The following is a 25252-nucleotide window of genomic DNA, read 5'->3' on the forward strand; positions in this document are numbered from 1 at the left end:
CGCTCAGGCCGTGGCCCATCTGGAGGCGCTGTGCGTGAGCGCCTCGGCGGCGGTCTCGAAGGCGGAGGCGGGCAGGATGATCAGCATCTTCGGCGCCGTGACCTGCAGGGAAATCGGCCCGGTGGCCACGTTTGACGTGCCGACGCGCCCATCCGGCGTGAAGGTCAGGCCTGCGATCGGCCATTGAAGACCGTCGGAGATGCCCTCGACGACGCCAAGCGGAAAGAGCGAGACCGGCGTGCCGGGATCGAGATCCAGGGCGAAGGAGGGAGGCGCGAGAAACGCGATATCCGCGTCGCCCAGAAGGATGCAGCGCTGGCGGGGATACCTGACGAGGGCGTTGAGGTTGGCCAGGTGATGGTCGATCCGCCGCCCGGTGAAGCCCACGCCCAGGATGAGAGGGGCCTCGATGTTGCGCAGGCATTTCTCGAAATCGGTGCTGTCCTGTTCCGTGATATGGTGCAGTATCTCCTCGGGCAGACCGGCGCGGGTTTCCGGGCTGATCGAATCGAAATCGCCGATCACCGCCGCCGGGTCGAGGCCCGCCCGGCGCGCCAGATCGGCACCGCCATCCGCCGCGACGACGCAGTCGCCAATCGCCACGGCCCGCGCGAGATCGGATTCGGACAGTTTGCTGCCGCCGATGAGAGTAATGGGTTGCGGACGGTGAACAATCACGGTGAATTCCCGTTATTAATGACTATTTTGGAAACAAGACACATTCTGGCCTCGAAATGATACGGTAAAACTCTAAGAATCGGGCCGCTTTCGTCGCGGGCATCATGGTAAAAATTATGATTGCAGGCAAAGTAGGGCGAGCAAAAAGATGGTAAGTACAAGCAAAATTCTGACCGTATCCTACGGAACGTTCTCGTGCACGTTGGAAGGTTTCGATGATTCTTTCGACACCATGAAGGCGATTGCAGAGTATTTCCGCGACCTGGCTGCCGATGATCGGTATTTCGGGGCAGAGCCGCCGACGCCGGATGCCGAGATGCTGGCGCGCATTGCCGAACGCGAGATTTCGCGCCGCGTCGAGGCGCACGAGGACCAGGGGAAAATCCATCTACGCGCCGACGAAGGGCGCGGGGCCGCCGAGGCCCTGACCCATGCCGCGCCCGTGGCTGCGCCTGCAAAAACGCACACGCCCGAAGAGACTGTTGCCTCGGAAGAGCCCGCCGCGCACGAGGGTGCCGAAGCGCCGACGCAAGAGGCGGAGGCCGAGACGCCGGCGACCGTGGCCGAGGTGGCCGCCCCGGCCGCCGCCGATGCCGGCGACATCGGGACGCCCGACCCGGTGATGGAACGTGCTCCGGATGGTGGGGACGCGCCCGAGGACGCCGGGCAAGGCATTGAATTTGAGTCAGAAAAAGAAGAGGCCGCCGTGATCGGGGCCGAGGCCGGGGGCGATGCCCAGGAGTCGCCGGAGGCTTCACAGCGCTCGGACGACGACACGCCGGACGAAGATGGCACGGCGACATCCGGCGGCGCTCTCGCCCCCGATGCACATGCCGGAATCGAGATCACCGACCAGGCGATTGCCGGTCTCGCCTCGGACGAGGCCGAAGACGCGGTCGACACCGCCTCTGACCTGTCCGAGCCGCAGCAAGACGACGCCCCAGAAGCCGAGGCGCCGCAAGATGCAGATATCGAGGCGTTTGTCGCGGATGCGGCGGCGGACGAGGCCGACGCGGTGGCGCAGGAGGCGCCTCAGCCGGCAGCGGGCGAGGCGGAGGACGCAACGCTTATACCGCAGGCTCTCGGTGCAGATGAAGACGCCGGAACCGCTGCCGACCCGCAGCCGGTTGCGTCCGTGCAAGCGGTTTCCGCGGACAGTGTTGCCGAGAAACTGCGCCGGATCCGGTCGGTCGTGTCGCAGAGCGACCTCGACTATGAAGTCTCGGAATACAGCGAAGACGAGCATTCAGGCGCGGTGATGAACCGGTCTTCCGACGCGCTGGACGCCCTGTTGAACGAAAGTTTCGAAGACACGGAGGGCGCAGAGGACGCGGAGTTTGCGGCCCCCGTCGTGGAAGACGAGGACGCCGCGTTCGAATCCGATGATGTCGAGGAGACCGACCTCGAAGAGACCGGGTCGGACGAGGACACGCTCGGTGCGGTGATGGCCGGTCTCGAGCTTGTGCCGGACGAGACCGATGTGCCGATCGCCGACGCGCCCGCCGCGAAAGCGCCGGATGCCGTGCAGGAGTGGGTCGATGCGACCGAGGCGGAAGACGACGAGGACGATTTCGGCACCGCCGCCGCGGTTGACGAGGATACGCTGACCCAGCTTCTTGCGGATGCGATGCCGGAGGACGCCGCGCGTTCTGAAGTGCCGGACATTGCGGCGGATCTGGACGAGGATTTTACCGAAGACCTTGAGGACGACGATGAGTCGGAGTCTCTCTTCTCGGACCTGGACGATGCATTGGACGCCGAGGACGAGACCGGTGCGGACCATGCAGGAACGCCATTCGTGCTGGGCAAGGAGGCCCGCGTGGCGGACACGGACGCGCCCGACGTGGCGCAGCGTCCGATGAATGCACGTGTGCTGAAAATGAAGCGCACAGAGTTCGAGGCGGCGATTGCGCAGGGCGTGATCGAAGAAGAGGACGACCTCGAAGACGAGATGGGCGCGCTTGGAGACGAGGCCGTGCTCAGCCCTGAGGAAGAAGCGGACCTGCAGCGCGAGCTGGCCGAGGTCGAGGCGGAACTGACGGATCAGGGCACTCGGAAAGTGGACGACGAGGCTCTGGACGCCGAGGATTCGGCGTTCGAGGCAGAGGATGACGACACGTCCGAAGCGCACGTCGATGATGATGGCGACGTCCAACGCCCGATTGCCGCAGTGGCGCTGGATGACAGTGACGCGCCGGAGGCCGAGGTTCGGCAGGGTGCCGACACCATGGACACGGAGGACATCGGCGAGGACGATCCGTCGCAAACGCAGCGCCGGGGCCTGTCGCGACTGCTTGGAATCGGCAAACGCGCGCCCGAGGATGAAACGCGGCTCTTCGAAGAGACCGACAGCCAGATGGGCGACAAGGATGCCAGCATGCGGCGCACCGCGATCCAGCATCTGCGGGCTGCCGTCGCCGCAACCAAGGCAGAGAAAAGTGCGGGCGTGGATGTCGACCAGGGCGTGGACGACGCGCCTTACCGCTCGGACCTGGCCGAAGTCGTGCGCCCGCGCCGGCCGAATGCACCGTCGGCCTCTTCCAGGTCAGCGCGTCCGAACGAAGAGCGTGCCGCGCCGCTGAAACTTGTTGCCGAGCAGCGCGTCGATACCGAACGGGCGCCGGTGCGGCCGCGGCGCGTGTCCTCGATACACGCAAGCGTGTCGACGTCTGACGATGGCGGTTTTACCGCCTTCGCGGAGGAGATGGGCGCGACCAGGCTGTCCGAGCTGCTGGAGGCCGCGGCGGCGTATATGTCCGATGTCGAAGGCCACTCCGAATTCACGCGCCCGATGCTGATGGGCAAACTGAAGGAAGCGAAGAACGGGAATTACAGCCGCGAGGATGGCCTGCGCTCGTTTGGCCAGCTGTTGCGGGAAGGCAAGCTGCGCAAGGTGCAGGGCGGCCGGTTCTCGGCCACGGAAGAGACCGAGTTTCGCGCCCAGGCGCGCAACGTCGGCTGACATGCGGCGACAGACCTGAAAAGCCCCGGTCGTGCGCCGGGGCTTTTGCCGTTTCAGTGAATTCCGCTGAACGCCTGGCGCCGCACGTCGCAGGGCGCCTGGCCGTACTTGCGCTGAAACCAGCGCTTCATCAGCGTGACGTTGGAAAATCCGCAGGCAAGGGCGACTTCGCCCAGCGGCAAGGCGGTCTGCATCATCAGGTCGTTGGCCCGGTCAAGCCGCAGGTCGCGGTACACCTTCAAGGGCGAACGGCCAAGTTTCTCGGCAAAGCCGCGTTCCAGTTTTCGTGCGGAAATACCAATTATTTCAGCTATTTGCGCAACGCTTAGCGTGTCTTCGATATGGTCTTCCATGATCTGAAGCGCATCCGATATCACGTCGCAGCCCTGCGCCAGACGCTGCATCCGCCAGCGCTCGCCAGACCCGGCGGCGGGCTGGGTGCCGGTCTCTTGCAGGCCCAGGTCGCAGGCCAGTGCCACTTCGGTGAACTTGCCCTCGCGGGCGCCGATCAACTCGACCATCATCCGCATGGCGGCGGCAGGCCCCGTGGCGCTGCTGAGCGCCTTGTGGTGGCAGGTGGTGTCGTCATGCATCTCGACATTGGCGCAGCTTTCCTGAACGCCGGCGCGAAAGGCGGAATGCACCGAAACGCGCTTGGCCCCCAGGACCCCGGCGGCCAGCGGCACGAAGACGGCGCCGCCGACGACGCAGACTCGCGCCGCGTTGCGGATGGCCGCCCGCAGCGGCGACAGGTCGGACTTGGCGGGGCGCCAGGGCTGATCGGTTCCGCCGACCAGGACGAGCACCTGGTGCGGCGCGCAGAGGGTCGTGTCGCGGCAGGCCCGCCGGGTCGCGTCGATCAGTGACCAGCTGTAGATGTCCTGGCCGAGAATCCGGTTGGCGCGGCGCAGGACGTGGATGCAGGTTTCGGCGACGAAGGCGCTGGAGGCCTCCTGCACAACGAAGACGAAGGTGTCCGACAAGCTGCGCTGGTCGCGCAGCGGGCGCGGATCGGGGGTGCCGAGGGGATCGAGGTTTGAAAGGTACATGTCTTGTCTGACTTTCCCTGTTGCGAACGGATCCCTGAATTCCGTGCTTGGTGATCTTGCCTTTAGGTTACGTTGAGGAGCGAGGTCTCTACCGCGTGCAGGAAGGAGCCTGCAGAGGAGGATGCGGAGAGGAGGAGATAGGCGGTGGGGCCGGTGCGGAGGATCAGCACGCCCAGGTGCTCCATGACCGTGCGCGCGGCGGCGCCTTCGGCAAAGGCATCGGGGTGCAGGTCGATCGGGCAGATGCGTTCCAGCGCGGTGCGGGCCAGCGGGCCCTCGAGAACGAGGCCGGACCAGACATCGGTCTGGTCGGTGGTGTAGGCCGCGCCCTTGAGCAGGCTTTGCACATGCGGTTCGGCGTCGGGCGTCGCGCGGGTGAAGATCGCGAAGGCCTGATCGGGGCCGAGGCGCACGAGGCGGGTGTCGTCCTTGCCCATGACAGAGTGGCCCGGCGCGGGCAGGTCGGCGTCGAAGGCGGATTTGATCGCTTTCAGCGCCGCGTCCTCGGCCCCGAGGGGCAGGGCGATGGACACGATCGCCAGGTCGGCGGGCGCGTGAAGCCGCGTGTCGCCGAAGCTGTGGTCGAAGCCCTTGAGGGGCGGTTCCGAGGTGAGGGTGAAATCAGCCACGCAGACGCTCTCCTTCCGGGTCGACGAAATGGGCCGAAACGATTTCGACCTCCATTTCGGTGCCGTGCACGGGACTGACCGCGCGGACGATCTCGCCCATGCGCTCGTGCCCGCTCTTGATGAAGCCCAGGCCGATATGGTGGCCGAGGTTGGGCGAATAGGCGACCGAGGTCATCCAGCCCTGGTCATGCTCCATGTCGGAAGGGGCATGTTTATTGAGAAAATGCGAGCCGGCGATCAGTTTCTTGTCGCGGTCGACGGGGCGGAAGCCGACCAGCCGCACGGCGTCTTCGCGGGTCAGTTCGGGGCGTTGCGCCAGAACCTGGCCGATGCATTCCTTCTTCTGGCTGACCATCTTGCCCAGCCCGATATTGTGGGCGGTGGTCTGGCCATTGAGTTCATTGCCGGTGCAGTGGCCTTTCTCGATCCGCATGACGCCGAGCGCCTCGGTTCCATAGGGTGCTGCATCGAATTCCTTGCCGGCCTCGTTCAGCACCGCCATCATGGAGTTCCCGTACCGGGCGGGCACGGCGATTTCATACGCCATCTCGCCCGAGAACGAGATCCGGAAGAGCCGCGCGGGCGTGCCGCCGCAGACGGTGACGTGACCGCAGGCCATGAAGGGGAACGCCTCGTTCGAGATGTCGTGGTCGGCGTCGATCACCTTGCGCAGAAGGTCGCGGGACTTGGGTCCGGCGACGGCGAACTGCGCCCAGCCGTCGGTGGTGGAGATCAAGTGCACGTCCATGTCGGGCCAGAGGCACTGGCGCGCGAACTCCAGACGGCGGAAGACAGTGACAGCGTTGGCGGTGGTGGTGGTCATCACGTAATGGTCTTCACCCAGCCGCGCGGTCGTGCCATCGTCGTAGCAGATCCCGTCCTCGCGCAGCATCAGGCCGTAGCGGACCCGGCCGACCTTGAGGGTCGAGAAGGTGTTGGCGTAGACCTTGTCGAGGAAGGCACCGGCATCCTTGCCCTGGATGTCGATCTTGCCCAACGTGGTGACGTCGCAGATGCCGACGCTCGTGCGGGTCGTCAGCGCCTCGCGGTCGACGGAATCGCGCCAGCCCTTCTCGCCCGGACGCGTGTACCATTCGGCCCGCAGCCAGTTGCCCACGGTGACGAAGCTGGCGCCGTTCTCCTCGGCCCATTTGTGGCTGGGGGTCAGGCGGTAGGGGCGGAAATCCTTGCCGCGCGCGCGTCCGGCCAACGCGCCGATAGGCACGGGGGTGTAGGGCGGGCGGAAGATGGTGGTGCCGACCTCGGGGATGGTCTTGCCGCGTTCCTCGGCCAGGATCGCGAGGCCGGCGATGTTCGAGGTCTTGCCCTGATCGGTGGCCATGCCCATCGTCGTGTAGCGCTTGAGCAGTTCGACCGAGCGGAAACCCTCGGTGTTGGCGAGCTTGATGTCCTTGACGGTGACATCGTTCTGCAGGTCGACCCAGGCGCGGTGCTTGCTTTGCCTGACGTGCCAGAAGGCGGCGGCCTCGCGCGGCTCATCCTCGGCATGCGGCAGGTCGGCGGTCTTGGCCTTGATCCCGAGCGCGTCGAGCTGGGCGGTGGCCTGCGCCTGGCCTTCGGCCAAGGCGGCGGCGAGGGTCATGGACCCGTTCGCGGCCCCGGCGACGGCCATGCCGACGGGCAGGTCGCCATCCGGCACGAAGGCGCAGAGGTCGTCGCGCCATGTAGGGCGGCCGCGCTGGTGGCAGGTGAGGTGCACGTTGGGGTTCCAGCCGCCGGACACAGCCAGCGCGTCGACAGGAATGACCTTGCCATTGGTCAGGGTGATCGACTTTACGCCCTTGCGCCCGATGGTGTTCATAACCGCCGCGCCCGCGACATGCCGGACGCCTGGCAGGTCGATGGGGGCCGGTTTGTCACGGCTGTCGACCACGACCGGAACCTCGACGCCCTTGGCCAGGAGATCTGCGGCGGTGCGCCAGCCGTCGTCGTTGTTGGTGAATACGGCGACGTGCTTGCCCGGGGTGGCGGCATAGCGGTTGGCATAGCTGCGCACGGCGCTGGCCAGCATGATGCCGGGGCGGTCATTGTTGCCGAAGGCGATGGGGCGCTCGGTGGCGCCAGCGGCCAGAACGGCGCGCCTGGAATAGATGCGCCATAGGACCTGGCGCGGCTTGCCGCCGCCTTCGGCGAGGTGATCGGTGCAGCGTTCGAGCGCGCCGTAGATGCCGTGATCGTAAGCGCCGTAGACCGTGGTGCGGTGCATGAGACGGACGTTGTCCATCGACGCCAGCTCGGCGGCGGTCTCTGCGGCCCAGTCGGTGCCGGACATCCCGCCCAGTTCCAGTGTCTCGGCGTTGAGGCGGCCGCCGGGGCGGAAATCCTCATCCGCGAGGATCACACGGGCACCGGCGCGCGCGGCTGTCAGCGCGGCCATCAGTCCGGACGGGCCTGCGCCGATGACCAGCAGGTCGCAATGCAGGAAGCCCTTGTCATAGGTGTCGGGGTCGTCCTTCATCGACAGGCGGCCAAGGCCGGCGGCGGCGCGGATGATCGGCTCGTAGAGCTTTTCCCAGAACGCCTTGGGCCACATGAAGGTCTTGTAGTAGAACCCCGCCGACAGGAAGGGCGAGAAGAAGTCGTTGACCGCCAGGAGGTCGTAGTCCAGCGAGCCGCGATGGTTCTGCGAGGTGGCGTTGAGGCCATCGAAGAGCTCGACCATCGTGGCGCGTGTGTTCGGCTCCTGGTAGGCGCCCTCGCGCAGGTGGACCAGCGCGTTGGGTTCCTCGGAGCCGTCGGTGAACACGCCGCGCGGGCGGTGATACTTGAAGGACCGGCCCACCAGAAGCTGACCGTTGGCCAGAAGCGCCGAGGCCAGCGTGTCGCCGGGGTGGCCCCGGAACCACTTGTTATTGAAGCGGAACTTGATCTCTTTCGAGCGGTCGATCAGGCCGCCCTTGATGCGGTTCTTCTGGCTCATTTGCCGCGCCCCCGTTTGCGTGCCACGTCGCGGGCCAGTTCGACTGCCGTGATCTCGTGCGTGAGGGTGTTGCGCGTGACCACCAGCCAAGAGCGGTCGCCCTGTTCGTGATACCAAAGCTCCTGGTGCTGGCCTGCCGGGTTGTCGCGCAGGTAGCCATAGCTGTGGAATTTCTCCATCGCGTCGTCGGCCTGCCAGTCGGGCCGGTCGATGAGGGTGGCATCGCCGAGATAGACGAACTCGGCAGCGTCGCGCGGGCCCAGAAGGGGATGGTCGATGATCATGTCTGTATGCCCCTCAGTGCAGGTTGGGCTGGTTGCCCATGCCTTTTTCGTCGATCAGGTTGCCGGTCATGAACCTATCCAGCCGCATTTGCGTGGCGGTGGGGTGCGGCTCGTCCCTGGCAAGCAGGTGGGCATAGCAGAAGCCCGAGGCGGGCGTGGCCTTGAACCCGCCATAGCACCACCCGCCGTTGAAATAGAGCCCGTCGATATGGGTCCTGTCGATGAAGGGCGAGCCGTCCATCGACATGTCCATGACCCCGCCCCAGGACCGCAGCAGGCGGGCGCGGCCGATCATTGGCATGATCGCCATGCCGCCTTCGCAGACGTCCTCGACCACCGGAAGGTTGCCGCGTTGGGCGTAGGTGTTGTAGCCGTCGATGTCGCCCCCGAAGACCAGCCCGCCCTTGTCGGACTGGCTGACGTAGAAATGGCCGGCGCCGAAGGTGATCACGCCGGGAATCGTCGGCTTCAGGCCCTCGGACACGAACGCCTGCAGCACGTGGCTTTCAATTGGCAGGCGCATGCCGGCCATCGCGGCGACGCGGCCGGAGGACCCGGCGACGCACATCGCCACTTTTTTGGCGCGGATCGGGCCGCGCGAGGTCTCGACCCCGAGGCAGCGGCCATTCTCGATCTGAAAGCCCGTGACCTCGCAATTCTGGATGATGTCGACACCGCGGCTGTCGGCGCCGCGGGCATAGCCCCAGGCGACGGCGTCGTGCCGGGCGGTGCCGCCGCGGCGTTGGAACAGCCCCCCCTTGATGGGGAAGCGGGCGTTTTCATAGTCGAGGAACGGCAGTTCCTTTTTCAGCTGCGCGGCATCGACCAGTTCGGCATCGGCGCCGGCAAGGAACATCGCGTTCGCGCGCCGCACGAAGGCGTCGCGCTGGCCGTCGGTGTGGATGAGGTTGAGGATCGAGCGCTGCGAGACCATCGAGTTGTAGTTCGTGTCCTGCTCGAGGTTTTCCCACAGCTTCATCGAGAATTCGTAGAACGGCTCGTTGCCGGGCAGCAGGTAGTTGGAGCGGATGATCGTGGTGTTGCGCCCGATATTGCCCGAGCCGAGCCAGCCCTTTTCCAGGACGGCGACGTTGGTCAGGCCGAATTCCTTGGCGAGGTAATAGGCCGTCGAGAGGCCATGCCCGCCGCCGCCGATGATGACGATGTCGTATTCCGCCTTGGGCTCGGGCTCGCGCCAGGCGCGTGTCCAACCCTTGTTGCCGGTCAGGCCTTCCCAGAGGACCTTGAACCCACTGTAGCGCATAAGATGATTCCCACGATTGCTGGGACCCAGTTTGCGGCAATCCTGACGAATGGACTTTTCCATAACGGACGGATAATTTTCTATTATGGACAATATTGGTTCAAATCCGGCCATCTCGCGGCGCGTCGGGATCTTGCCGATCCCCGGCTTCGCGATGATGTCTTTCGCGGCGCTGACCGAACCGATGCGAGCGGCGAACCTGCTGGCGCGGCAAGAGCTGTACGAGGTCATGACCGTCGGTTCGGACATGCAGCCGATCCAGAGTTCCGGGGCGGGCATGGTCGCGCCGCTTGTCGAGGTGGGCGAGACGGACGCGTTCGATTACCTGTTCGTCATCGCGGGTGGGGACCCGACGCTTTACGATGATCGCAATGTGCTGAACTGGCTGGCGCGGCTGGCCCGGGCCGGGGTGCCGCTGGGCGGTGTCTCGGGCGGGCCGATCATCCTGGCGCGCGCAGGGCTGATGAACGGGCGGCGCATGACGGTGCACTGGGAACATGCCGCGGCGCTGGCGGAAATCTCGCCCAGCCTGGTGCTGGAACGCTCGCTTTACGTGATCGACCGGGACCGGGTGACCTGTGCGGGCGGCACCGCGCCGATGGACCTGATGCATGCGCTGATCACGCAGCACCATGGCGCGCATTTCGCGCGGCTGGTCAGCGACTGGTTCATGCATACCGAGATTCGCCCCTCGGCCGGGCCGCAGCGGGCGGGGTTGGTCGAGCGTGTGGGCACGACGGTCCCGGCGGTGCTGGACGCGGTGGAGGCGATGGAGGCGAACGTGGCCGATCCGCTGGAACTGTCGCGGCTGGCGCAGGTGGCGGGCCTGTCGCCCCGGCAGCTGAACCGGCTGTTTCACGACAAGCTGGGGCGGTCGGTGATGCGGTATTACCGCGAATTGCGGCTGGAGAAGGCGCAGAGCCTCTTGCGAAACTCGCCACTCAGCCTGACCGAGATCGCGCTGGCGACGGGCTTTGCCAGTTCGGCGCATTTTTCGCGCGCCTACAGTGCGCGGTTCGGGCAGCCGCCTTCCGCCTATCGGTAGGTTTGCGTCAGGCGGCGTCCGGTTTGCGCAGTATGGCTTGTCTTGCCCACGTGCCGCGTTACGGTGCGGGCAAAGCAAAGGTGAGGGTCCCCATGCATATTCTGGTCCTGCAACATGAGCGCGTCGAGCATCCGGCGGTGTTTCGCAAGTTCCTGAAGGAGGACGGGCACAGCTGGGATGCGATCGAACTGGACGAAGGCGAGGCACTGCCCGACAGCATGGACGGCTACGATGCGCTGTGGGTGCTGGGCGGTCCGATGGACACCTGGCAGGAAGATGAACACCCTTGGCTGAAGGATGAGAAGGCGTTCATCCGCGAGGCGGTCGAGGGGCAGGGTGTGCCGTATCTCGGCCTGTGCCTGGGGCACCAGTTGCTGGCCGATGCGCTTGGCGGTGCGGTGGGGCCGTCGAAGACGCCCGAAATCGGCGTGCTGGACGTGCAATTGACCGAGGCGGGCGCGAGTGGCGTTCTGTTTGACGGGCTACCGGAGGTCTTTCAGGCTTTGCAGTGGCACTCGGCCGAGGTGACGGCCTTGCCCGAAGGTGCGCAGGTGCTGGCCACTTCGCCCGCCTGCCCGGTGCAGGCGATGAAATGGGGGACGCGGGCCTATTCGATGCAGTTCCACATCGAGATCGAGCAGGACACGGTCGAGGTCTGGGGGGACATCCCGGAATATGCCGATGCGCTGGAAAAGGCGCTGGGCCCAGGATCGCTGCCCGGATTCCAGGCCGAGTGCGCCAAACGCATGGACATGTTCAACGACATGGCCGAGCGCATCTATATCAACTGGCTTCAGGCGACCGCACGGACCTAGGACGTCTGAAAGGCGAAGGGCGGGGTTTCGGGCGCAAGCTGGGCTTTCCCGGCGATGTAATCCGCCGCCCGCGCCGCGATCATTTGGGTGGGGGCGTTCAGGTTGGCGCTGATCACGCGGGGCATGACCGAGGCGTCGACCACGCGCAGGCCCTCGACCCCGTGCACGCGAAAGCGGTCGTCGACCACGGCGTCGGCGTCGTGGCCCATCCGGCAGGTGCCGCAAGGGTGAAAATCGGTGGTGACATTGGCGCGGATCCAGTCGCGGATCTGGGCGTCGGTTTTCACGTCCGGGCCGGGGTCGATCTCGACATCGCGGAACGGGTCGAAGGCGCTCTGGCCGATCAGGTCGCGAACGCGGTGGATGCCTTCGACCAGCTCGTCGAGATCATGGGGATCGGACAGGTAGTTAAACTGCAGGTTCGGATGGTCTGACGGGTCTGTCGAGGCGAGGCGCAGCGTGCCCCGGCTGCGGGGGCGCAGCTGGTCGACATGGCAGGCGAAGGCTTGCAGCAGGGTAATCTTCGGCCCGTTGTATTCGAAGCCGACGGGGCCGAAATGATATTGCAGGTTGGGATAGGCGACGTCGGCGTTGCCCCGGATCAGACCGCCGGCCTCCCATATGTTCGAGGCGGCGACGCCGTTGCGGGCAAACACCCATTGCGCCCCGGCGCGAAACTTGTTCCAGGGCCGGTCGACGCGGTGGATGGGAAAGCTGACGCGGCTTTTGCATTGCACGATGACGCTGGCATGATCCTGCAGGTTGGCCCCCACGCCGGGCAGGTCGTTGGCCACGTCGATGCCCGTCTCCGACAGGTGGGCGGCGGGGCCGATGCCTGACAGCATCAAGAGCTGCGGCGAGTTGATGGCGCCGCCCGAGAGGATCACTTCGCCCGCGGCGTGAAAGGTCCGTGCCTGGCCGCGATAGAGGACGCGCACGCCTGTGGCGCGGTTGCCGCTGAGTTCGATCCGCTGGACCGCCGCGCCGGTCAGGAGGGTGACGTTGCCGCGTTGGAGAGCTGGGCGCAGATGCGCAACCGCCGCGCTGCACCGCAGCCCATGGCGCTTGGTGGCATCGAACCGCGCGACGCCCTCGGGGGTGTGGCCGTTGAGGTCGTCGGAGCGGCCCTGGCCTGCCTGCGCGCCGGCCTCGAGGAAGGTATCGTAGAGCGGGTTGTAATAGTCGCCACGGGTGACGCCGAGGGGGCCCGCGTCGCCACGATAGGCATCGCCGCCACGCGAATAGGTTTCCCCGGCCCGGAAATAGGGCAGGCAATTCTCGTAGCGCCAGTCGGACAGGCCGAACTCGTCGGCCCAGCCGTCATAATCCAGCGGATGGCCCCGCATGTAGACCATCGAGTTGATCGAGGAGGACCCGCCGACGACCTTGCCGCGCGGCATGAAGATCTCGCGGTCCTGCGCGGCGGGCTCGGGCGCGGTCTCGTAGTTCCAGTTCAGCTTGGGATCGCACCACGTGCGGTAGACCCCTGCCGGGATGTGGATGAAAAGATCGCGGTCCATCGGCCCTGCTTCGAGGACGAGAATGGACTTGGATGTGTCCTGGCCCAGCTTGTTGGCGAGCGTGCAGCCGGCCGAGCCCGCGCCGACGATGATGTAGTCGTACTCGCGCGCCGGTTGGCTCATGCGTCCTTGCCCCACCCTTCGGACTGCATCTCGCGCAGGCGGCTGGCGGTGCGTTCGAATTCGAAGCTGCCTTCGCCCTCGACATACAGATATTCCGGCGCGGCGGCGGCAGAGCAGATCAGCTTGACCTTCGCCTCGTAGAGGGCGTCGATCAGGGTGACGAAACGCTTGGCCTCGTTGAAGTTGGAGCGGCTGAGCTGGGGGATGTTCTCCAGCACCAGCACCCGGGCGGCCTGGGCCAGTGCGAGATAGTCGGCGGGGCCGAGAGGCCGACCGCAAAGGTCATAGAAGGTGGCCCGCGCGACGCCGTTGTGAAAGGCCGGGATCTCGACCTCGCGCTTGTTGACGACCAGTGTCAGCGGCTCACCCTTGCCATCGGTCAGGTCCTTCCAGACCTCGTTGATTTTCGCCCGCGCCTCGGGGTTGACGGGCGTGAAATAGGTTGGGCTGCCCGCCAGCCGACCTTGCCGGTGGTCGGTGGGGCTGACCATCTCGTGGATGACCATCCGCTCTTTCAGACGCTCGATGAAAGGCAGGAAAAGCTGCCGGTTGAGACCGTCCTTGTACAAGTCGTCAGGCACGCGGTTCGAGGTTGTCACCACGGTGACCCCCGACTCGAACAGCGACTCGAAGAGGCGGCCGACGATCATGGCATCGGTGATGTCGGTGATCTGCATCTCGTCGAAGGCAAGACAGCGGACGGACTCGGCCACCGCCTTGGCGACGGGGGCAAGCGCGTCTTCCTTGCCGGCGGCGCGCGCCTTGTGCATCCCGGCATGGACCTCTTGCATGAAGGCATGGAAATGCACGCGGCGCTTGGGCACCGACAGGGTTTCCACGAACATGTCCATCAGCATCGACTTGCCGCGCCCGACGCCGCCCCAGATGTAAAGGCCCTTGGGCGCTTCGACCTGCTTGCGGAAGAAGCCCTTTTTCTGGGGTTGTGCCAGATCGACGCGCAGACGCTCCAGCTCCTCGACCACGGCGACCTGGGCCTCGTCGCGTTTCAGGACGCCCTCGTCGATCAGCCGTTCGTATCTGTCGGGAACCGTTTCCATGCCCTCGTGGATACCGAAGCCGGAGCGGCGTGGAAAGCAGGAAGCCGATCGCGGAACGGAATTGTGTGCATCACAATCGCTGAATTGACGCCCGGCAACGGGCGGGTAATGTCGCCGCATTGTTCGGAGGGCCCAATGCAGAAATCCGCGTCGATTTTCACGCCTGTCCTGGTGGCGGGCTGCCTGATAATGCTGGTGTCCTTCTCGATCCGGGCGGCGTTCGGGGTTTTCCAGATCCCGATTGCCGAGGAGTTCAACTGGCTGCGGGTGGAGTTCAGCCTTGCCATCGCGGTTCAGAACCTGGCCTGGGGGATCGGCCAGCCGATATTCGGCGCGATTGCGGAAAAGGTGGGCGACCGCAAGGCCATCATCCTCGGTGCGTTGATGTATGCCGCCGGGCTGGTCCTGTCGTCCTTTGCAACGACGCCGCTGGCGCACCAGCTTTACGAGGTGCTGGTGGGCTTCGGTATCGCGGGCACCGGGTTCGGCGTGATCCTGGCCGTGGTGGGCCGCGCGAGCAGCGACGAGAACCGCTCCATGAGCCTTGCCATCGCGACGGCGGCCGGATCGGCGGGGCAGGTGTTCGGCCCGCCGGTTGCGGAGTACCTGCTGTCGATGATGGGCTGGCAGTCGGTCTTCCTGATCTTCGCGGTGGCGATCCTTGCCGTGCTGGCCTGCCTGCCGCTGATGCGGGCGCCGGAGCCTGTCAGCACGACGGAGCTGGAAGAGACGATGGGCCAGATCCTGGTCAAGGCGTTCCGGGACCCGAGTTACACGCTGATCTTCCTGGGGTTCTTTTCCTGCGGCTATCAGCTGGGGTTCATCACCGCGCATTTCCCGGCCTTCGTGACGGAGTATTGCGGGCCGATCGCGGCGGGCAGCGTGTTGCACAACATGGGGGTGACCACGACCTCGGCGCTGGGGGCGGTGGCCATCGCGCTGATCGGGCTGGCCAATATCGCGGGCACGCTGACGGCGGGGTGGCTGGGCAAACGCCATTCCAAGAAGCTGTTGCTGGCCGGAATATACACCGGGCGGACGCTCGTCGCGGCGGCCTTCATCATGTTTCCGATCACGCCGACCAGCGTGCTCTTGTTCTCGGCGGCGATGGGGTCACTCTGGCTGGCCACCGTGCCGCTGACCAGCGGGCTGATCGCGCATATCTACGGGCTGCGTTACATGGGCACGCTTTACGGCATCGTGTTCTTCAGCCACCAGCTGGGCAGTTTCCTGGGTGTTTGGCTGGGAGGGCAGTTGTATGATATCTACGGGAACTACTCGATGGTCTGGTGGATCGGCGTGGGAGTGGGCGCATTTTCGGCAATCGTGCATCTTCCGGTAAAAGAGCGGGTGCTGCCGCGCAGTGCCTTGGCCTGACGCTTGTCGCGGTGCTTGGGCTGACCGCAGGCCCGGCGGCGGCGGATGAGGTGAAGCAGTGGATCGCCACCACGCCCGAACGCTATAGACAAGCGTTGCGCGCGGGGCAGGAGGATCCGACGTTCTCGGCCTTTCGCGAGATGTGTCCGGCGGATGTCTTTCGCGACCTGGGCCGGGAGCCGGGCGGGTCGCGGGACTGTACCCAAAGGCCGGGATGGTGCCTGGCGCTGTGCCGGGCGGGGCAGGCGCGGGCCTGTTTCGGGCTGGCGCGGGCGGTGGAAATCGAGTTGGACGTCGAGGGCCAGGCCACGGTGAAATATCCCTTCTTCATGGCGGCATGCGCGGCGGGAGACGCGAATGCGTGCACGAACGCCGGCGCGAGTGCCGCGCGGGGCAGTTGGATCGCCGGATCGCAGCCGGCCGCTGCCGCAGCGCCGGCGTGTCAGGTGCGCACTTATGAGACGGCCTGCACGGCGCGGGCGCCCTGGGGCTGTTACATGCTGGGCGCGGAAAGGGCGCAGGCGGGTGACAACGCTAAGGCGCAGGAGGCATGGCAGCGCGCCTGCGATATCGACCCTGATGGCAGCGCCTGCGACGCCGCGCGTGCCCAACTGGATTAGGGGGCCGCGTCCTGCGCGACGTGAAGCGTGTCCAGGGCCCGGGTGACCTCGGTCACATGGGTGTAGGCCAGCGTGTGCCCGGCGCCCGGGATGACCACGTTGCGCGCTTCGGGGTTCAGTTCTGTCAGCCGGTCGTGGCCCGCAAGGGGGATCACCTCGTCGGTTTCGCCCCAGATTGCCAAGGTCGGTATCCCGGCGTTGTGGATGGCGCGGTGAGCAGGGGCGAGGTCTTCGTCCATGATGCCCCTGAGCGAGGACAGCACGGCGGGCGCGAACCCGTGTTTCCGGCTTTCGGCCATTTGCAAGTCGACCATGTTCGGAATGCCCGACGGCAGGCCGCGTTCGGATTCAAGAGAGCGTCGCAGGCTGCGAGGGTAGAAGGCCCGCATCATCCACTTGCCGATATTGGGGTGGTTGATGGCCATCCCTGCGACCGGCCCGAGATCATGCCCAAGCCCGGCCGGAGCGATCAGGCAAAGCTGCTGCACCCGCGTGGGATGTGCGGCGGCGAACCCGGTGGCGATGGCCCCGCCCATGGAATAGCCGAGCAGTGTGAAGCCGCACCCGATGCCCTGGTGATCTAGCAGCGCGGCAAGCTGGGCGTTGAAAAACGCGCTGTCCTGTTCGCCCTTCGGACAGGCCGACAGGCCGCGGCCATAAAGGTCATAGGTCAGGACGCGAAAGCCCATCCCGGCGAGGTGGTCGGCCAGCGGACCCCAGACGAAGCTGGGCGTGGTCAGCCCGTGCACGCAGACAGCCACAGGGCCATCCTCGGGTCCGCGCCACTGGAACCAAGTCGGGCCGTTTGGCAGATCCGCCACTTGCCCCGCGGCCGCGGCCCGCTGTTTGTCCGTCACACGGGGACGGAACGCCTCGGCAATGAAGGGGGCGGCGACAAGGGCCGTTCCGGCGGACAGGAACGCCCAGCCGATCACTTGGCCGCTTTCCAAGCGTCAAGGATGTAACGGCTGGTCATGAGGTCCAGATGCGCGCCGCCGCCGTTTTTGAAAAGAGTGATCTCCTGGTCGCTGCGCCGGCTGAAATTTTCCGGCTCGTAGTAGTCGGCCACAAGGTCATCGCGCGTGATCGTGCCGGCCTCGAGCGGGATCTTGATCTCGCCGATATGGCCCACGGTCGTGTCGTAGCTGTCGACGAAGACGCGGGCGCGTTGCAGGGCCGTGTCATCAGCCTCTCGCATGTCGGGGCGGTAGGCGCCGATGAGGTCGATATGCTGGCCGGGCTGGAACCAGTCGCCCTTCAGCACCGGGTCGGTCGACATGGTGGCCGAGGTCACGATATCGGCGGCACGCACGGCGGTTTCCAAATCATCGGCTACGGTCAGGCCGGGGCAATCCTCGACCATCGCCTCGGCATTGGCGCGGGTGCGGTTCCAGACGGTGAACTGCGCGTCAGGAAAGCCCGCGCTGTAGGCCTGGAAGAGCGACCGGCCCACGGTGCCCGCGCCGACGATCAGAATGTTGCGGCTGTCGGGCCGGGCCAGGCGTCGGGCGGCAAAGAGGCTGTCGCCGGCGGTTTTCCACTTGGTCACGAGGTGGAAGTCGATGACGGCCTCCAGGCTGCCGTTCGCGTCGGAAAAGACGCTGACCGAGCCGTTGATCATCGGGTCGCCCTTGTCGGGGTTGCCGGGGAAGATCGTGGCGGATTTGACCGCCAGCCCCATGCCGTCGATCCAGGCCGACCGGCTGAGCAGCGTGTCGGGATCGCGGTAGAGGAAGGTATCTCCGATCTCGGCCTTGGGGCGTTCATGGCCCGCCTCGAAGGTCTCGCAGAGCGCCAGCCAGTCGAGCAGCGCCTCGCCTTCGTCGAAGGGGATGATGGAAATGCTCATTGGGGGCGCTCCTTGCTGTTGGTATCGCAAGGTATGCGTGCTGGCGCGGGGCGCGTCAAACCCTGCAGGGGTCACAGGTGGCTGGGCTCGTCACTCGCGACGATCTGGTCCTTCCGGGATTCGCGCCAGATCAGGTAGAGGCCCGAGCCGAGGATCAAGGCGATGCCGATCCACGCGGTGCGGTCGGGCCATGTGCCGAAGACGGTCACGCCCCACATGATGGCCATGGGCATGGCGACATACTCGAACGGTGCGGCGAAGGCGGCCTCGGAAATACGGTAGGCCTGGCTGATGAAGAAACCGCCCATCACGCCGCTGACGCCCAGCATGATCAGGATCCACCAGTCATGCGTCGCGATAGGCCCCCAGGCGCGGAACAGGAAGGCCAGCGAGGCGTGATCCTGCTGGGCGAACTTGCCGTCGCCGATAGAGAGGCCGATGATGCTGCAGGCGATGATGAAGGTGATCTGGATATAGACCGCCATGGTCGCTGCCGATTCCGTGCCGCCGACCTTGCGCGCGACCATGTGGATCACGGCATAGAGCACGGCCGCGGCCATGGGCAGGAGGGCGGCAACCTGAAAGGCCGAGGTGCCGGGTTTGACGATCACCAGGACGCCCACGAAGCCGACGGCGATGGCGGTCCAGCGGCGGGCGCCCACGGTCTCGCGCAAGAAGATCACCGAGAAGACGGTGATGACCAGCGGCGAGATGAAGAACACCGCGACCGCGTCGGCGATGGGCATCGCCGCCAGCCCGAGAAAGAGGCAGGAGTTGGCCCCGACCACGCAGACCCCGCGCAGAAGGTGGGCGCCGGGCCGCCGCGTGCGCAGCACCCGCAGACCGTAGATGGGCAGGAACACGATTGAAAAGGTGAGCAGCGCGATGGCCGACCGGAAGAAGACGATCTGGTGCAGGGCGTAGTCATCCGACAGGAACTTGATGCCCACGTCGTTCAGCGAAAAGCACATGACAGCCAGCAGGGCACAGCCCGCCCCGGCAAGGTTCGTGCGCGACACGCTCATGCCTGCGCCGCCTTGCGCACCATGCGTTCCAGCGCGTCGAGAAAGCGCGATCGGTCGGCCTTGGTAAACCCCTTGCCGCCGCCCTGCCGGAACGGATCGGCGGCGCGCAGGTCGCTCATCAGGTCGCGGGTGGCCAGCGCGTTGCCGATATTGGCTTGCGTCAGCGCCTCGCCGTTGTGTTTGAGCACCAGCGCGCCGGCCTCGACACATTTGGCGGCAAGGGGGATGTCGCCGGTGATCACCACGTCGCCCGGCCCGGCACGCTCGGCGATCCACATGTCGGCCACGTCGGGGCCGTCGGGCACGATGATGGTTTCCACCAGCGGATTGCGCGAGGGGCGCAGGCCGCCGTTGGAGACGATGAAGATCTTCTGCTTGTGACGGGTGCCCACCCGCTCGACCTCGTCCTTGACCGGACAGGCATCGGCATCGACGTAGAGGGACATGGGCCTATTCCGCCGCCCGGGCGGCGCGCGCGACCTTGTATTCCTCGGGAATAGGCATCCGGTTGAACGCATCGAGACCGGCGATCTTGTAGGCCTCGGCCAGTGTGGGATAGTTGAACGTATTCTGCACGAAGTAATCCACCGTGCCCTTGAGGTTCAGCACCGCCTGCGCAATGTGGATGAGCTCTGTCGCGCCTTCGCCGACGATCTGGACGCCCAGCACACGGCGGGTTTTCAGCGACACGAGCATTTTCAGCATCCCGTGTTCCAGCCCCATGATGTTGCCGCGGGATGTTTCGCGGAAGCGGGCGATGCCGACCTCGTAAGCGATGCCGCGTTCCTGCATTTCTTCCTCGGACATGCCGCAGGTGGAAATCTCGGGCACGGAGTAGATCCCGTAGGGAAACCAAGGACTTTCGGGCAGGGTGGGCGTGTCAAGTGCGTGGCAGGCGGCGATGCGGCCCTGCTGCAAGGAGGTCGAGGCCAGCGAGGGGTGCCCGATCACATCCCCGGCGGCGTAGATATGCGGCACGTGGGTCTGGTAGGTCTTGCGGTCTACTTCCAACCGACCGCGGTGGTCGGTCTTCAGCCCGGCCTTGTCGAGGCCCAGGCGGTCGGTGGCGCCCATGCGCCCGGCGGCGAAGAGCAGCATTTCGGATCGGACGTGCCGCCCGTTGGCCAGCGTCGTCTCGATATGCTCGCCCGCGTCCTCGATCGTCTCGATGGCCGAGCCGAGGCGCAGGTCGACGCCGTTCTCGCGGATCTGGTGGGTGAAGTCGTCGATCAGGGTCTTGTCGATGAAATCGAGGAAGCTGTCGCGCGGCTCGATCAGGGTGACGCGCACGTCGAGGGCCGAGAACATGGTGGCGTATTCGACGCCGATCACGCCCGCGCCCACCACGACAAGGCTGCGCGGGATCTGGCCCAGTTCGAGAAACTCGTCACTGTCCACGACCGTCTTGCCGTTGAAGGGCACGTAATCGGGGCGATAGGTCTTGGTCCCCGTCGAGATCAGGAAGCGGTCGGCGGTCAGCGCCACCGTCTCGCCTGCCTCGGTTGCCACATCGATGGCGTTGGGCCCAGTGAAGCTGGCCAGCCCGTGGAGGGTATCGACGTGGTTGCGGTTGAACTGGTGCTCCAGCACGTCGACCTCGTAATCCAGCGTCTTGTGCAGGCGCATCTTGAGGTCCTGCGCGCCGATATCCTCTTTCACGCGGTAGGAGCGTCCGTAAAAGCTGCGCTCGCGATAGCCCGAGAGGTTGAGCACGGTTTCCCGCAGGGTCTTGGACGGGATGGTGCCGGTGTGCACCGACACCCCGCCCAGTCGCTCCTTGCGGTCCACGACCAGCACCCGGCGTTTCAGCTTGCCGGCCTGGATCGCGGCAGAGCGTCCGGCGGGGCCGGAGCCGATGATGATGAGGTCGTAGTGGCTCATGTCTTACCCTGCGTAGAGCGCTTCGGCGTGGAAGGCGATGTGATCCTCCATGAAGGAGGACACGAAGAAGTAGCTGTGGTCGTAACCGGGCTGCATCCGCAGGATGGATTGCTGGCGGCGGGTGGCGCAAGCCTTGGCAAAGCTTTCGGGCATCAGCAGGTCCAGAAACTGGTCCGAGGTTCCGGTATCGCACAAGATCGGACCATCGAAGCCCTTTTCGTTCATCAGCAGTGTAGCGTCATGCTTGGCCCAGAGGCTTTCGTCCGAGCCGAGATAGGCGCCGAACTGCTTGCGGCCCCAGCTGCTTTGGGTGGGGTTCACGATGGGCGAGAAGGCCGAGACCGAGGCAAAGCGGTCGGGGATGTTCATCGCGATGGTCAGCGCGCCATGCCCGCCCATGGAATGGCCGGTGATGGCCTGGCGCGCGCTGTCGATGGCGAAGTTAGAGGCGATCAGGACCGGCAATTCCTCGGTCACGTAGTCCCACATGCGGAAATGCGGCGCCCAGGGGTCCTGGGTGGCGTTGACGTAGAAGCCCGCGCCTTGGCCCAGGTCGAAGGCGTCGTCATTGGCCACGCCCTCGCCCCGCGGCGAAGTATCGGGGAACACGAGCGCAATGCCCTGTTCCGCCGCCCATTGCTGCGCGCCGGCCTTTGTCATGGCGTTCTCGTGCGTGCAGGTCAGGCCAGAGAGGTACCACAGCACGGGTACCGCGCCCCATTTCGCCTCTTCCGGCAGGAACAGGCCAAAGGTCATGTCGCAGTCGCAGGCCTTGGATTTGTGGGTGTAGACACCTTGCGTGCCGCCGAAGCAGGCATTTTCCGAAACGGTTTCCATCACGATCTTCCTTCCGTCCTATTAGCGGTGAGACACCGAATGCCGCCATCCGGCGGCGGTCGCGCGGACCGTATCACGCTCAGCCCTGCGGCCAACCGTGAAATTGGTCGGCATAGGCCTAGCGCGCACAGGTTTCAGAATTGCAAAAATCGGCGGGTGGCGCAGCGGTCTATTGATAAAGGCGGCTGACCCAGCCGATGACGACTGACACCGTGATGACCGCGATGGCCGTCGAGATCAGGATCGAGGCCGAGACCCGTTGGGGTGCAATGCGGTAATGTTCGGCAAGGATATAGACATTGCCCGCGACGGGCAGGGCGGCTGCCGTGATCATTACGGCGGCGGGGTAGGGATCGAGGGGGAAAAGGTAGAGCGCGGAAAAGGCCACGAAGAGCGGGTGCAGGATCAGCTTGTTGAAGCTGAGCCAGCCGGCGACGAAGGGCCGTTCGGCGGACTTGGTGGCCAACGAGGCACCGATGGCGAAGAGCGCGCCGGGTGTCGCCGCGCCGCCCAGCAGGGACAGGAAATCGTTCATGACCGGGTGAATGGGCAGGTTGAAGGCGGACCAGGCAAGCCCGAGCGTGATCGAGACGATCATCGGGTTCTTCACGAGGCCGATGCCCACGGTGCGAAAGACGCCGAGGCTCATGCGCCCGTCGCGTGTGCCGGTGACGATGATCACGATCAGCGAGCCGAAGACGATGAGGTCGACCGCGAGTACCAGCATCACGGGGCCGATCGCATCCTCCCCCAGCAGCAGCGTCAGCATCGGAACGCCCAGAAAACCCACGTTGCCGATCACGCCGCATTGCGCCTCGAACGCGGCTTCCTCGGCCTTGAGTTTGCGGAAGAAGGCGACCAGCGTGACCAGCCCGTAAACGAAGGCCGTGCCCCAGAGATAGGCCATGACGAAACGCCAGTCGAAGATCTCGCTCATCGTCAGGTTCGCGGAGAACCGGAACAGCATGGCAGACAGGGCGAAGTAGAACACGAACTTGGTGAGGTAGGCGGTGGCCTCTTCGCTGAAAAACCCGGTGCGCCCTGCCCAGTAGCCAAGGCCGATCAGCAGGAAGAAGGGCAGGGTTTGCAAGAAGATGTCCAGCATTAAGCGGTCGTAGCATGCTGGCGGGGGGCGTCAATCGCGATGACGTCAGCCGCTGCCGATCAGCACCCCGGCGGCGAAGACCAGCGCCCCGCCGAGCACCACCTGGAAGGCGGCGCGAAAGAACGGCGTTTCCATGTAGCGGTTCTGGATCCAGGCGATGGCCCAAAGCTCGACGAAGACGACGATGATGGCGATGATCGTCGCGGTCCAGAAATCGGGGATGAGATAAGGCAGGGCGTGCCCGAGGCCGCCGACGGTGGTCATGATGCCCGAGGCGAATCCGCGCTTGACGGGACTGCCGCGACCGGAGAGTTCGCCGTCGTCGCTGGCGGCCTCGGTAAAGCCCATTGAAATGCCGGCGCCGACTGAGGCGGCGAGACCGACGAGGAAGGTTGTCCAGGTGTCCTGCGTGGCGAAGGCGGTGGCGAAGATCGGGGCGAGGGTCGAGACCGATCCGTCCATGAGCCCGGCCAAGCCAGGCTGCACCCAGGTCAGAAGGAACTGACGCTTGGCGGTGCGCTCTTCGGCGTCGCGGGCATCGGCGTCGAGGTGTTGTTCTTCAAGCGCGCCGGCGCGGTCCTGGTGCCCGGCCTCGGCGGCGGCCAGATCGCCCAGAAGCGCGCGGGTCGTGGCGTCCTGCGTGCTTTGCGCGGCCTTGAGATAGAAGCGCTCTGCGTCGCGTTCCATCGCCTCGGCCTCGGCGCGGATACGCTCGATGCCGAGGTTCTCGATCAGCCAGACCGGGCGGCGGGCGTAGTAGCCGGCCACATGCTCGCGCCGGATGAGCGGTATAACGTCGCCGAAACGGTCCTGGTGCAGGGCGATCAGGCGGCGGCGGTGCTCGTCCTCCTCGGTGGCCATGCCGTCGAAGATCCTGGCGGTATCGGGATAGTCCGCGCGGAGCATCTCGGCATAGCTGCGGTAGATGCGGGCGTCGTCCTCCTCGGATGAGATGGCGAGCGCGAGCACTTCCTGTTCGGAAAGGTCCGAGAAACGTCGGCGGGACGAGACACCGGGGATCATCGAGTGGCCTCCAATAGTTTAGAATGGTTCTAATTTACTACGGCGGCGCATCAGGTCAAGTGCGGGGCTGTCCAGTCACCAGCGAATAGCAGGTATGCAAGAAACTAAACCAAACAGTTCATTTTCGCCATTGCAAAATGAACCGATCTGTTTAGATTGGCTGATATGAACTGAATGGTTCAGATAAAGGAACGCGAAATGAAACATATTCTTTTGACAGTGACGATTGCCGCCTCGGCCTTCGCCGCGCCCGCCATGGCGTTCAGTGTCGACATGTCGAGCCTGACGCCGGTTCTGACCTTCCCTGCACCCGCGCCCGAACCTGTCACGCAAGGGGCCGGTGGCGTTGACGCGCAATAGACGTGTGCGCCAGGTCTGCGGGCGGGTGTTCCTTCCTCCCCTCCCCCGAAACGGCCCGTCCGCAGACATGCTTGCAGTTCGCCGCCCGCGACCTGTAAGCTGACAGGAACAGGCAGGAGGAGACGCATGACGGCCATGGACGCCGAAATCAAGAAGGGTCGCAAGTTCGACCAGGTGCTTGAGGGCGCACGGCAGATTTTCATGCGGGACGGGTTCGAAGGGGCCAGCGTTGACGACATCGCCAAGGCGGCGAGCGTGTCGAAGGCCACCCTTTACAGCTATTTTCCCGACAAGCGCCTGCTGTTTTCCGAAGTCGCCCGCGTGGAGTGCAACCGGCAGGCCGAAAGCGCGCTGGAGCAGATCGACACCGAGGCCCCGGCGCATGAGGTTCTGCACGAGGCGGCGAGCCGCGCCGTGCGGTTTTTCCTGTCGGATTTCGGACAGCAGATGTTCCGGATCTGCGTCGCCGAGTCCTATCGGTTTCCCGAGTTGGGCCAGAGGTTCTATGCGTCCGGGCCGGGCTTGTTCAGCGAACGCATGGGGCGGCTGCTGACACCTTACGTGGAGCGCGGCGAGCTGAAGATCGACGACATGGACCTGGCCACCAAGCAATTCGGCGAATTGTGCAAGTGCGATCTGTTCGTGCGGTGCCTGTGCGGGGTGGAGTGCGACACGTCCGAGAGCGCGATCGAACGCATCGCCAGCGGCGCGGTCGAGACCTTCATGGCGCGGTACGGCGCCTGAGGTCGGTGCACGGGATCGGGCGGCGGCTCTTGGCATCACCGCCCGACGATCACACCCGCGACT

The 25252-nt window shown here is 65.4% G+C and carries 23 protein-coding genes; 7 read left to right on the top strand and 16 right to left on the bottom strand.

Going from position 1 to position 25252, the window contains the following annotated elements; genetic code table 11:
* Window positions 1-3 precede the first annotated feature (3 nt).
* Window positions 4-678 (bottom strand): thiamine diphosphokinase, encoded by a 675-nt coding sequence (locus ACQY4V_RS17895; RefSeq protein ID WP_428514008.1) that lies wholly within the window; start codon window positions 676-678, stop codon window positions 4-6.
* Window positions 679-910: 232 nt separating this feature from the next.
* Here ACQY4V_RS17895 and ACQY4V_RS17900 point away from each other — a divergent pair, with 232 nt between their 5' ends.
* Window positions 911-3640: a hypothetical protein gene (locus ACQY4V_RS17900; protein ID WP_428514010.1), complete on the top strand. Its 2730-nt coding sequence runs from the start codon at window positions 911-913 to the stop codon at window positions 3638-3640.
* 53 nt (window positions 3641-3693) lie between these two features.
* Here the strand turns inward: ACQY4V_RS17900 and ACQY4V_RS17905 are convergent, their stop codons facing one another.
* From ACQY4V_RS17905 to ACQY4V_RS17925, 5 genes are all read right to left on the bottom strand, one after another.
* The gene (locus ACQY4V_RS17905; RefSeq protein ID WP_428514012.1) at window positions 3694-4689 is read right to left on the bottom strand and encodes a helix-turn-helix domain-containing protein; all 996 of its coding nucleotides are present in this window, start codon (window positions 4687-4689) and stop codon (window positions 3694-3696) included.
* A gap of 62 nt (window positions 4690-4751) precedes the next feature.
* Complete coding sequence (locus tag ACQY4V_RS17910; protein WP_428514014.1) at window positions 4752-5318, bottom strand: sarcosine oxidase subunit gamma; 567 nt, start codon at window positions 5316-5318, stop codon at window positions 4752-4754.
* Window positions 5311-8259 (bottom strand): sarcosine oxidase subunit alpha family protein, encoded by a 2949-nt coding sequence (locus ACQY4V_RS17915; protein WP_428514016.1) that lies wholly within the window; start codon window positions 8257-8259, stop codon window positions 5311-5313. Before ACQY4V_RS17915 ends, ACQY4V_RS17910 begins: the two co-directional genes overlap by 8 nt.
* On the bottom strand, window positions 8256-8543 hold the full coding sequence (locus ACQY4V_RS17920; protein WP_428514018.1) for a sarcosine oxidase subunit delta: 288 nt from the start codon (window positions 8541-8543) through the stop codon (window positions 8256-8258). The genes ACQY4V_RS17915 and ACQY4V_RS17920 overlap by 4 nt, the downstream gene beginning before the upstream one ends.
* A 13-nt stretch (window positions 8544-8556) precedes the next feature.
* Entirely contained in the window at window positions 8557-9807 is a 1251-nt protein-coding gene (locus ACQY4V_RS17925) for a sarcosine oxidase subunit beta family protein (protein WP_428514020.1), read from the bottom strand.
* Window positions 9808-9892: 85 nt separating this feature from the next.
* On the opposite strand from ACQY4V_RS17925, the gene ACQY4V_RS17930 reads away from it, so the two are divergent.
* Both ACQY4V_RS17930 and ACQY4V_RS17935 read left to right on the top strand, forming a co-directional pair.
* Window positions 9893-10852 (top strand): GlxA family transcriptional regulator, encoded by a 960-nt coding sequence (locus ACQY4V_RS17930; protein WP_428514022.1) that lies wholly within the window; start codon window positions 9893-9895, stop codon window positions 10850-10852.
* Between the two features lie 92 nt (window positions 10853-10944).
* Window positions 10945-11667 (top strand): type 1 glutamine amidotransferase, encoded by a 723-nt coding sequence (locus tag ACQY4V_RS17935; RefSeq protein ID WP_428514024.1) that lies wholly within the window; start codon window positions 10945-10947, stop codon window positions 11665-11667.
* On the opposite strand, the gene ACQY4V_RS17940 is transcribed toward ACQY4V_RS17935, so the two are convergent.
* Window positions 11664-13310 carry a choline dehydrogenase gene (locus ACQY4V_RS17940; RefSeq protein WP_428514026.1) on the bottom strand — a complete coding sequence of 549 codons (1647 nt, stop codon included), beginning with the start codon at window positions 13308-13310 and terminating at the stop codon, window positions 11664-11666. The two genes, ACQY4V_RS17935 and ACQY4V_RS17940, sit on opposite strands and share 4 nt — an antisense overlap.
* Window positions 13307-14368 carry a cell division protein ZapE gene (gene zapE, locus ACQY4V_RS17945; RefSeq protein ID WP_428514028.1) on the bottom strand — a complete coding sequence of 354 codons (1062 nt, stop codon included), beginning with the start codon at window positions 14366-14368 and terminating at the stop codon, window positions 13307-13309. The genes ACQY4V_RS17940 and zapE overlap by 4 nt, the downstream gene beginning before the upstream one ends.
* Before the next feature lie 135 nt (window positions 14369-14503).
* Between zapE and ACQY4V_RS17950 the strand changes: the two genes are divergently transcribed.
* Both ACQY4V_RS17950 and ACQY4V_RS17955 read left to right on the top strand, forming a co-directional pair.
* Complete coding sequence (locus tag ACQY4V_RS17950; RefSeq protein ID WP_428514030.1) at window positions 14504-15745, top strand: MFS transporter; 1242 nt, start codon at window positions 14504-14506, stop codon at window positions 15743-15745.
* A gap of 11 nt (window positions 15746-15756) precedes the next feature.
* A complete protein-coding gene (locus tag ACQY4V_RS17955) occupies window positions 15757-16365 on the top strand; it encodes a hypothetical protein (protein WP_428514032.1) in 609 nt (202 codons plus the stop codon).
* Here the strand turns inward: ACQY4V_RS17955 and ACQY4V_RS17960 are convergent.
* The 8 genes from ACQY4V_RS17960 to mbfA form a co-directional block, all read right to left on the bottom strand.
* On the bottom strand, window positions 16362-17315 hold the full coding sequence (locus ACQY4V_RS17960; RefSeq protein WP_428514034.1) for an alpha/beta fold hydrolase: 954 nt from the start codon (window positions 17313-17315) through the stop codon (window positions 16362-16364). The two genes, ACQY4V_RS17955 and ACQY4V_RS17960, sit on opposite strands and share 4 nt — an antisense overlap.
* Window positions 17297-18214 (bottom strand): ornithine cyclodeaminase family protein, encoded by a 918-nt coding sequence (locus ACQY4V_RS17965; protein WP_428514036.1) that lies wholly within the window; start codon window positions 18212-18214, stop codon window positions 17297-17299. Before ACQY4V_RS17965 ends, ACQY4V_RS17960 begins: the two co-directional genes overlap by 19 nt.
* A 71-nt stretch (window positions 18215-18285) precedes the next feature.
* Window positions 18286-19239, bottom strand: coding sequence for a DMT family transporter (locus ACQY4V_RS17970; protein ID WP_428514038.1), 954 nt, complete (start codon window positions 19237-19239; stop codon window positions 18286-18288).
* A complete protein-coding gene (locus ACQY4V_RS17975) occupies window positions 19236-19685 on the bottom strand; it encodes a YaiI/YqxD family protein (protein WP_428514040.1) in 450 nt (149 codons plus the stop codon). The genes ACQY4V_RS17970 and ACQY4V_RS17975 overlap by 4 nt, the downstream gene beginning before the upstream one ends.
* Before the next feature lie 4 nt (window positions 19686-19689).
* A complete protein-coding gene (gene sthA, locus ACQY4V_RS17980) occupies window positions 19690-21120 on the bottom strand; it encodes a Si-specific NAD(P)(+) transhydrogenase (RefSeq protein WP_428514042.1) in 1431 nt (476 codons plus the stop codon).
* Between the two features lie 3 nt (window positions 21121-21123).
* Window positions 21124-21957 (bottom strand): S-formylglutathione hydrolase, encoded by an 834-nt coding sequence (gene fghA, locus ACQY4V_RS17985; RefSeq protein ID WP_222451627.1) that lies wholly within the window; start codon window positions 21955-21957, stop codon window positions 21124-21126.
* A gap of 169 nt (window positions 21958-22126) precedes the next feature.
* Complete coding sequence (locus tag ACQY4V_RS17990; RefSeq protein WP_428514044.1) at window positions 22127-23062, bottom strand: AEC family transporter; 936 nt, start codon at window positions 23060-23062, stop codon at window positions 22127-22129.
* Window positions 23063-23107: 45 nt separating this feature from the next.
* Complete coding sequence (gene mbfA, locus ACQY4V_RS17995; RefSeq protein WP_428514046.1) at window positions 23108-24085, bottom strand: iron exporter MbfA; 978 nt, start codon at window positions 24083-24085, stop codon at window positions 23108-23110.
* Between the two features lie 198 nt (window positions 24086-24283).
* Here mbfA and ACQY4V_RS18000 point away from each other — a divergent pair, with 198 nt between their 5' ends.
* Together ACQY4V_RS18000 and ACQY4V_RS18005 are read left to right on the top strand one after the other, a co-directional pair.
* Complete coding sequence (locus tag ACQY4V_RS18000) at window positions 24284-24445, top strand: hypothetical protein (protein WP_428514048.1); 162 nt, start codon at window positions 24284-24286, stop codon at window positions 24443-24445.
* Between the two features lie 126 nt (window positions 24446-24571).
* A complete protein-coding gene (locus ACQY4V_RS18005; RefSeq protein WP_152490765.1) occupies window positions 24572-25189 on the top strand; it encodes a TetR/AcrR family transcriptional regulator in 618 nt (205 codons plus the stop codon).
* The last annotated feature ends 63 nt before the right edge of the window (window positions 25190-25252 follow it).

Source organism: Roseovarius sp. (assembly GCF_965277045.1).
In the GTDB taxonomy this organism is placed as follows: Bacteria; Pseudomonadota; Alphaproteobacteria; order Rhodobacterales; family Rhodobacteraceae; genus Roseovarius.

Bases quoted from the DNA above. Each gene is read 5' to 3' on its own strand.
- ACQY4V_RS17900 (WP_428514010.1), top strand. From the start codon at position 911: ATGAAGGCGATTGCAGAGTATTTCCGCGACCTGGCTGCCGATGATCGG.
- ACQY4V_RS17905 (WP_428514012.1), bottom strand. From the start codon at position 4,689: ATGTACCTTTCAAACCTCGATCCCCTCGGCACCCCCGATCCGCGCCCG.
- ACQY4V_RS17915 (WP_428514016.1), bottom strand. From the start codon at position 8,259: ATGAGCCAGAAGAACCGCATCAAGGGCGGCCTGATCGACCGCTCGAAA.
- ACQY4V_RS17920 (WP_428514018.1), bottom strand. From the start codon at position 8,543: ATGATCATCGACCATCCCCTTCTGGGCCCGCGCGACGCTGCCGAGTTC.
- ACQY4V_RS17925 (WP_428514020.1), bottom strand. From the start codon at position 9,807: ATGCGCTACAGTGGGTTCAAGGTCCTCTGGGAAGGCCTGACCGGCAAC.
- ACQY4V_RS17930 (WP_428514022.1), top strand. From the start codon at position 9,893: ATGGACAATATTGGTTCAAATCCGGCCATCTCGCGGCGCGTCGGGATC.
- ACQY4V_RS17935 (WP_428514024.1), top strand. From the start codon at position 10,945: ATGCATATTCTGGTCCTGCAACATGAGCGCGTCGAGCATCCGGCGGTG.
- ACQY4V_RS17940 (WP_428514026.1), bottom strand. From the start codon at position 13,310: ATGAGCCAACCGGCGCGCGAGTACGACTACATCATCGTCGGCGCGGGC.
- zapE (WP_428514028.1), bottom strand. From the start codon at position 14,368: ATGGAAACGGTTCCCGACAGATACGAACGGCTGATCGACGAGGGCGTC.
- ACQY4V_RS17950 (WP_428514030.1), top strand. From the start codon at position 14,504: ATGCAGAAATCCGCGTCGATTTTCACGCCTGTCCTGGTGGCGGGCTGC.
- ACQY4V_RS17965 (WP_428514036.1), bottom strand. From the start codon at position 18,214: ATGAGCATTTCCATCATCCCCTTCGACGAAGGCGAGGCGCTGCTCGAC.
- ACQY4V_RS17970 (WP_428514038.1), bottom strand. From the start codon at position 19,239: ATGAGCGTGTCGCGCACGAACCTTGCCGGGGCGGGCTGTGCCCTGCTG.
- ACQY4V_RS17975 (WP_428514040.1), bottom strand. From the start codon at position 19,685: ATGTCCCTCTACGTCGATGCCGATGCCTGTCCGGTCAAGGACGAGGTC.
- sthA (WP_428514042.1), bottom strand. From the start codon at position 21,120: ATGAGCCACTACGACCTCATCATCATCGGCTCCGGCCCCGCCGGACGC.
- fghA (WP_222451627.1), bottom strand. From the start codon at position 21,957: ATGGAAACCGTTTCGGAAAATGCCTGCTTCGGCGGCACGCAAGGTGTC.
- ACQY4V_RS17990 (WP_428514044.1), bottom strand. From the start codon at position 23,062: ATGCTGGACATCTTCTTGCAAACCCTGCCCTTCTTCCTGCTGATCGGC.
- mbfA (WP_428514046.1), bottom strand. From the start codon at position 24,085: ATGATCCCCGGTGTCTCGTCCCGCCGACGTTTCTCGGACCTTTCCGAA.
- ACQY4V_RS18000 (WP_428514048.1), top strand. From the start codon at position 24,284: ATGAAACATATTCTTTTGACAGTGACGATTGCCGCCTCGGCCTTCGCC.
- ACQY4V_RS18005 (WP_152490765.1), top strand. From the start codon at position 24,572: ATGACGGCCATGGACGCCGAAATCAAGAAGGGTCGCAAGTTCGACCAG.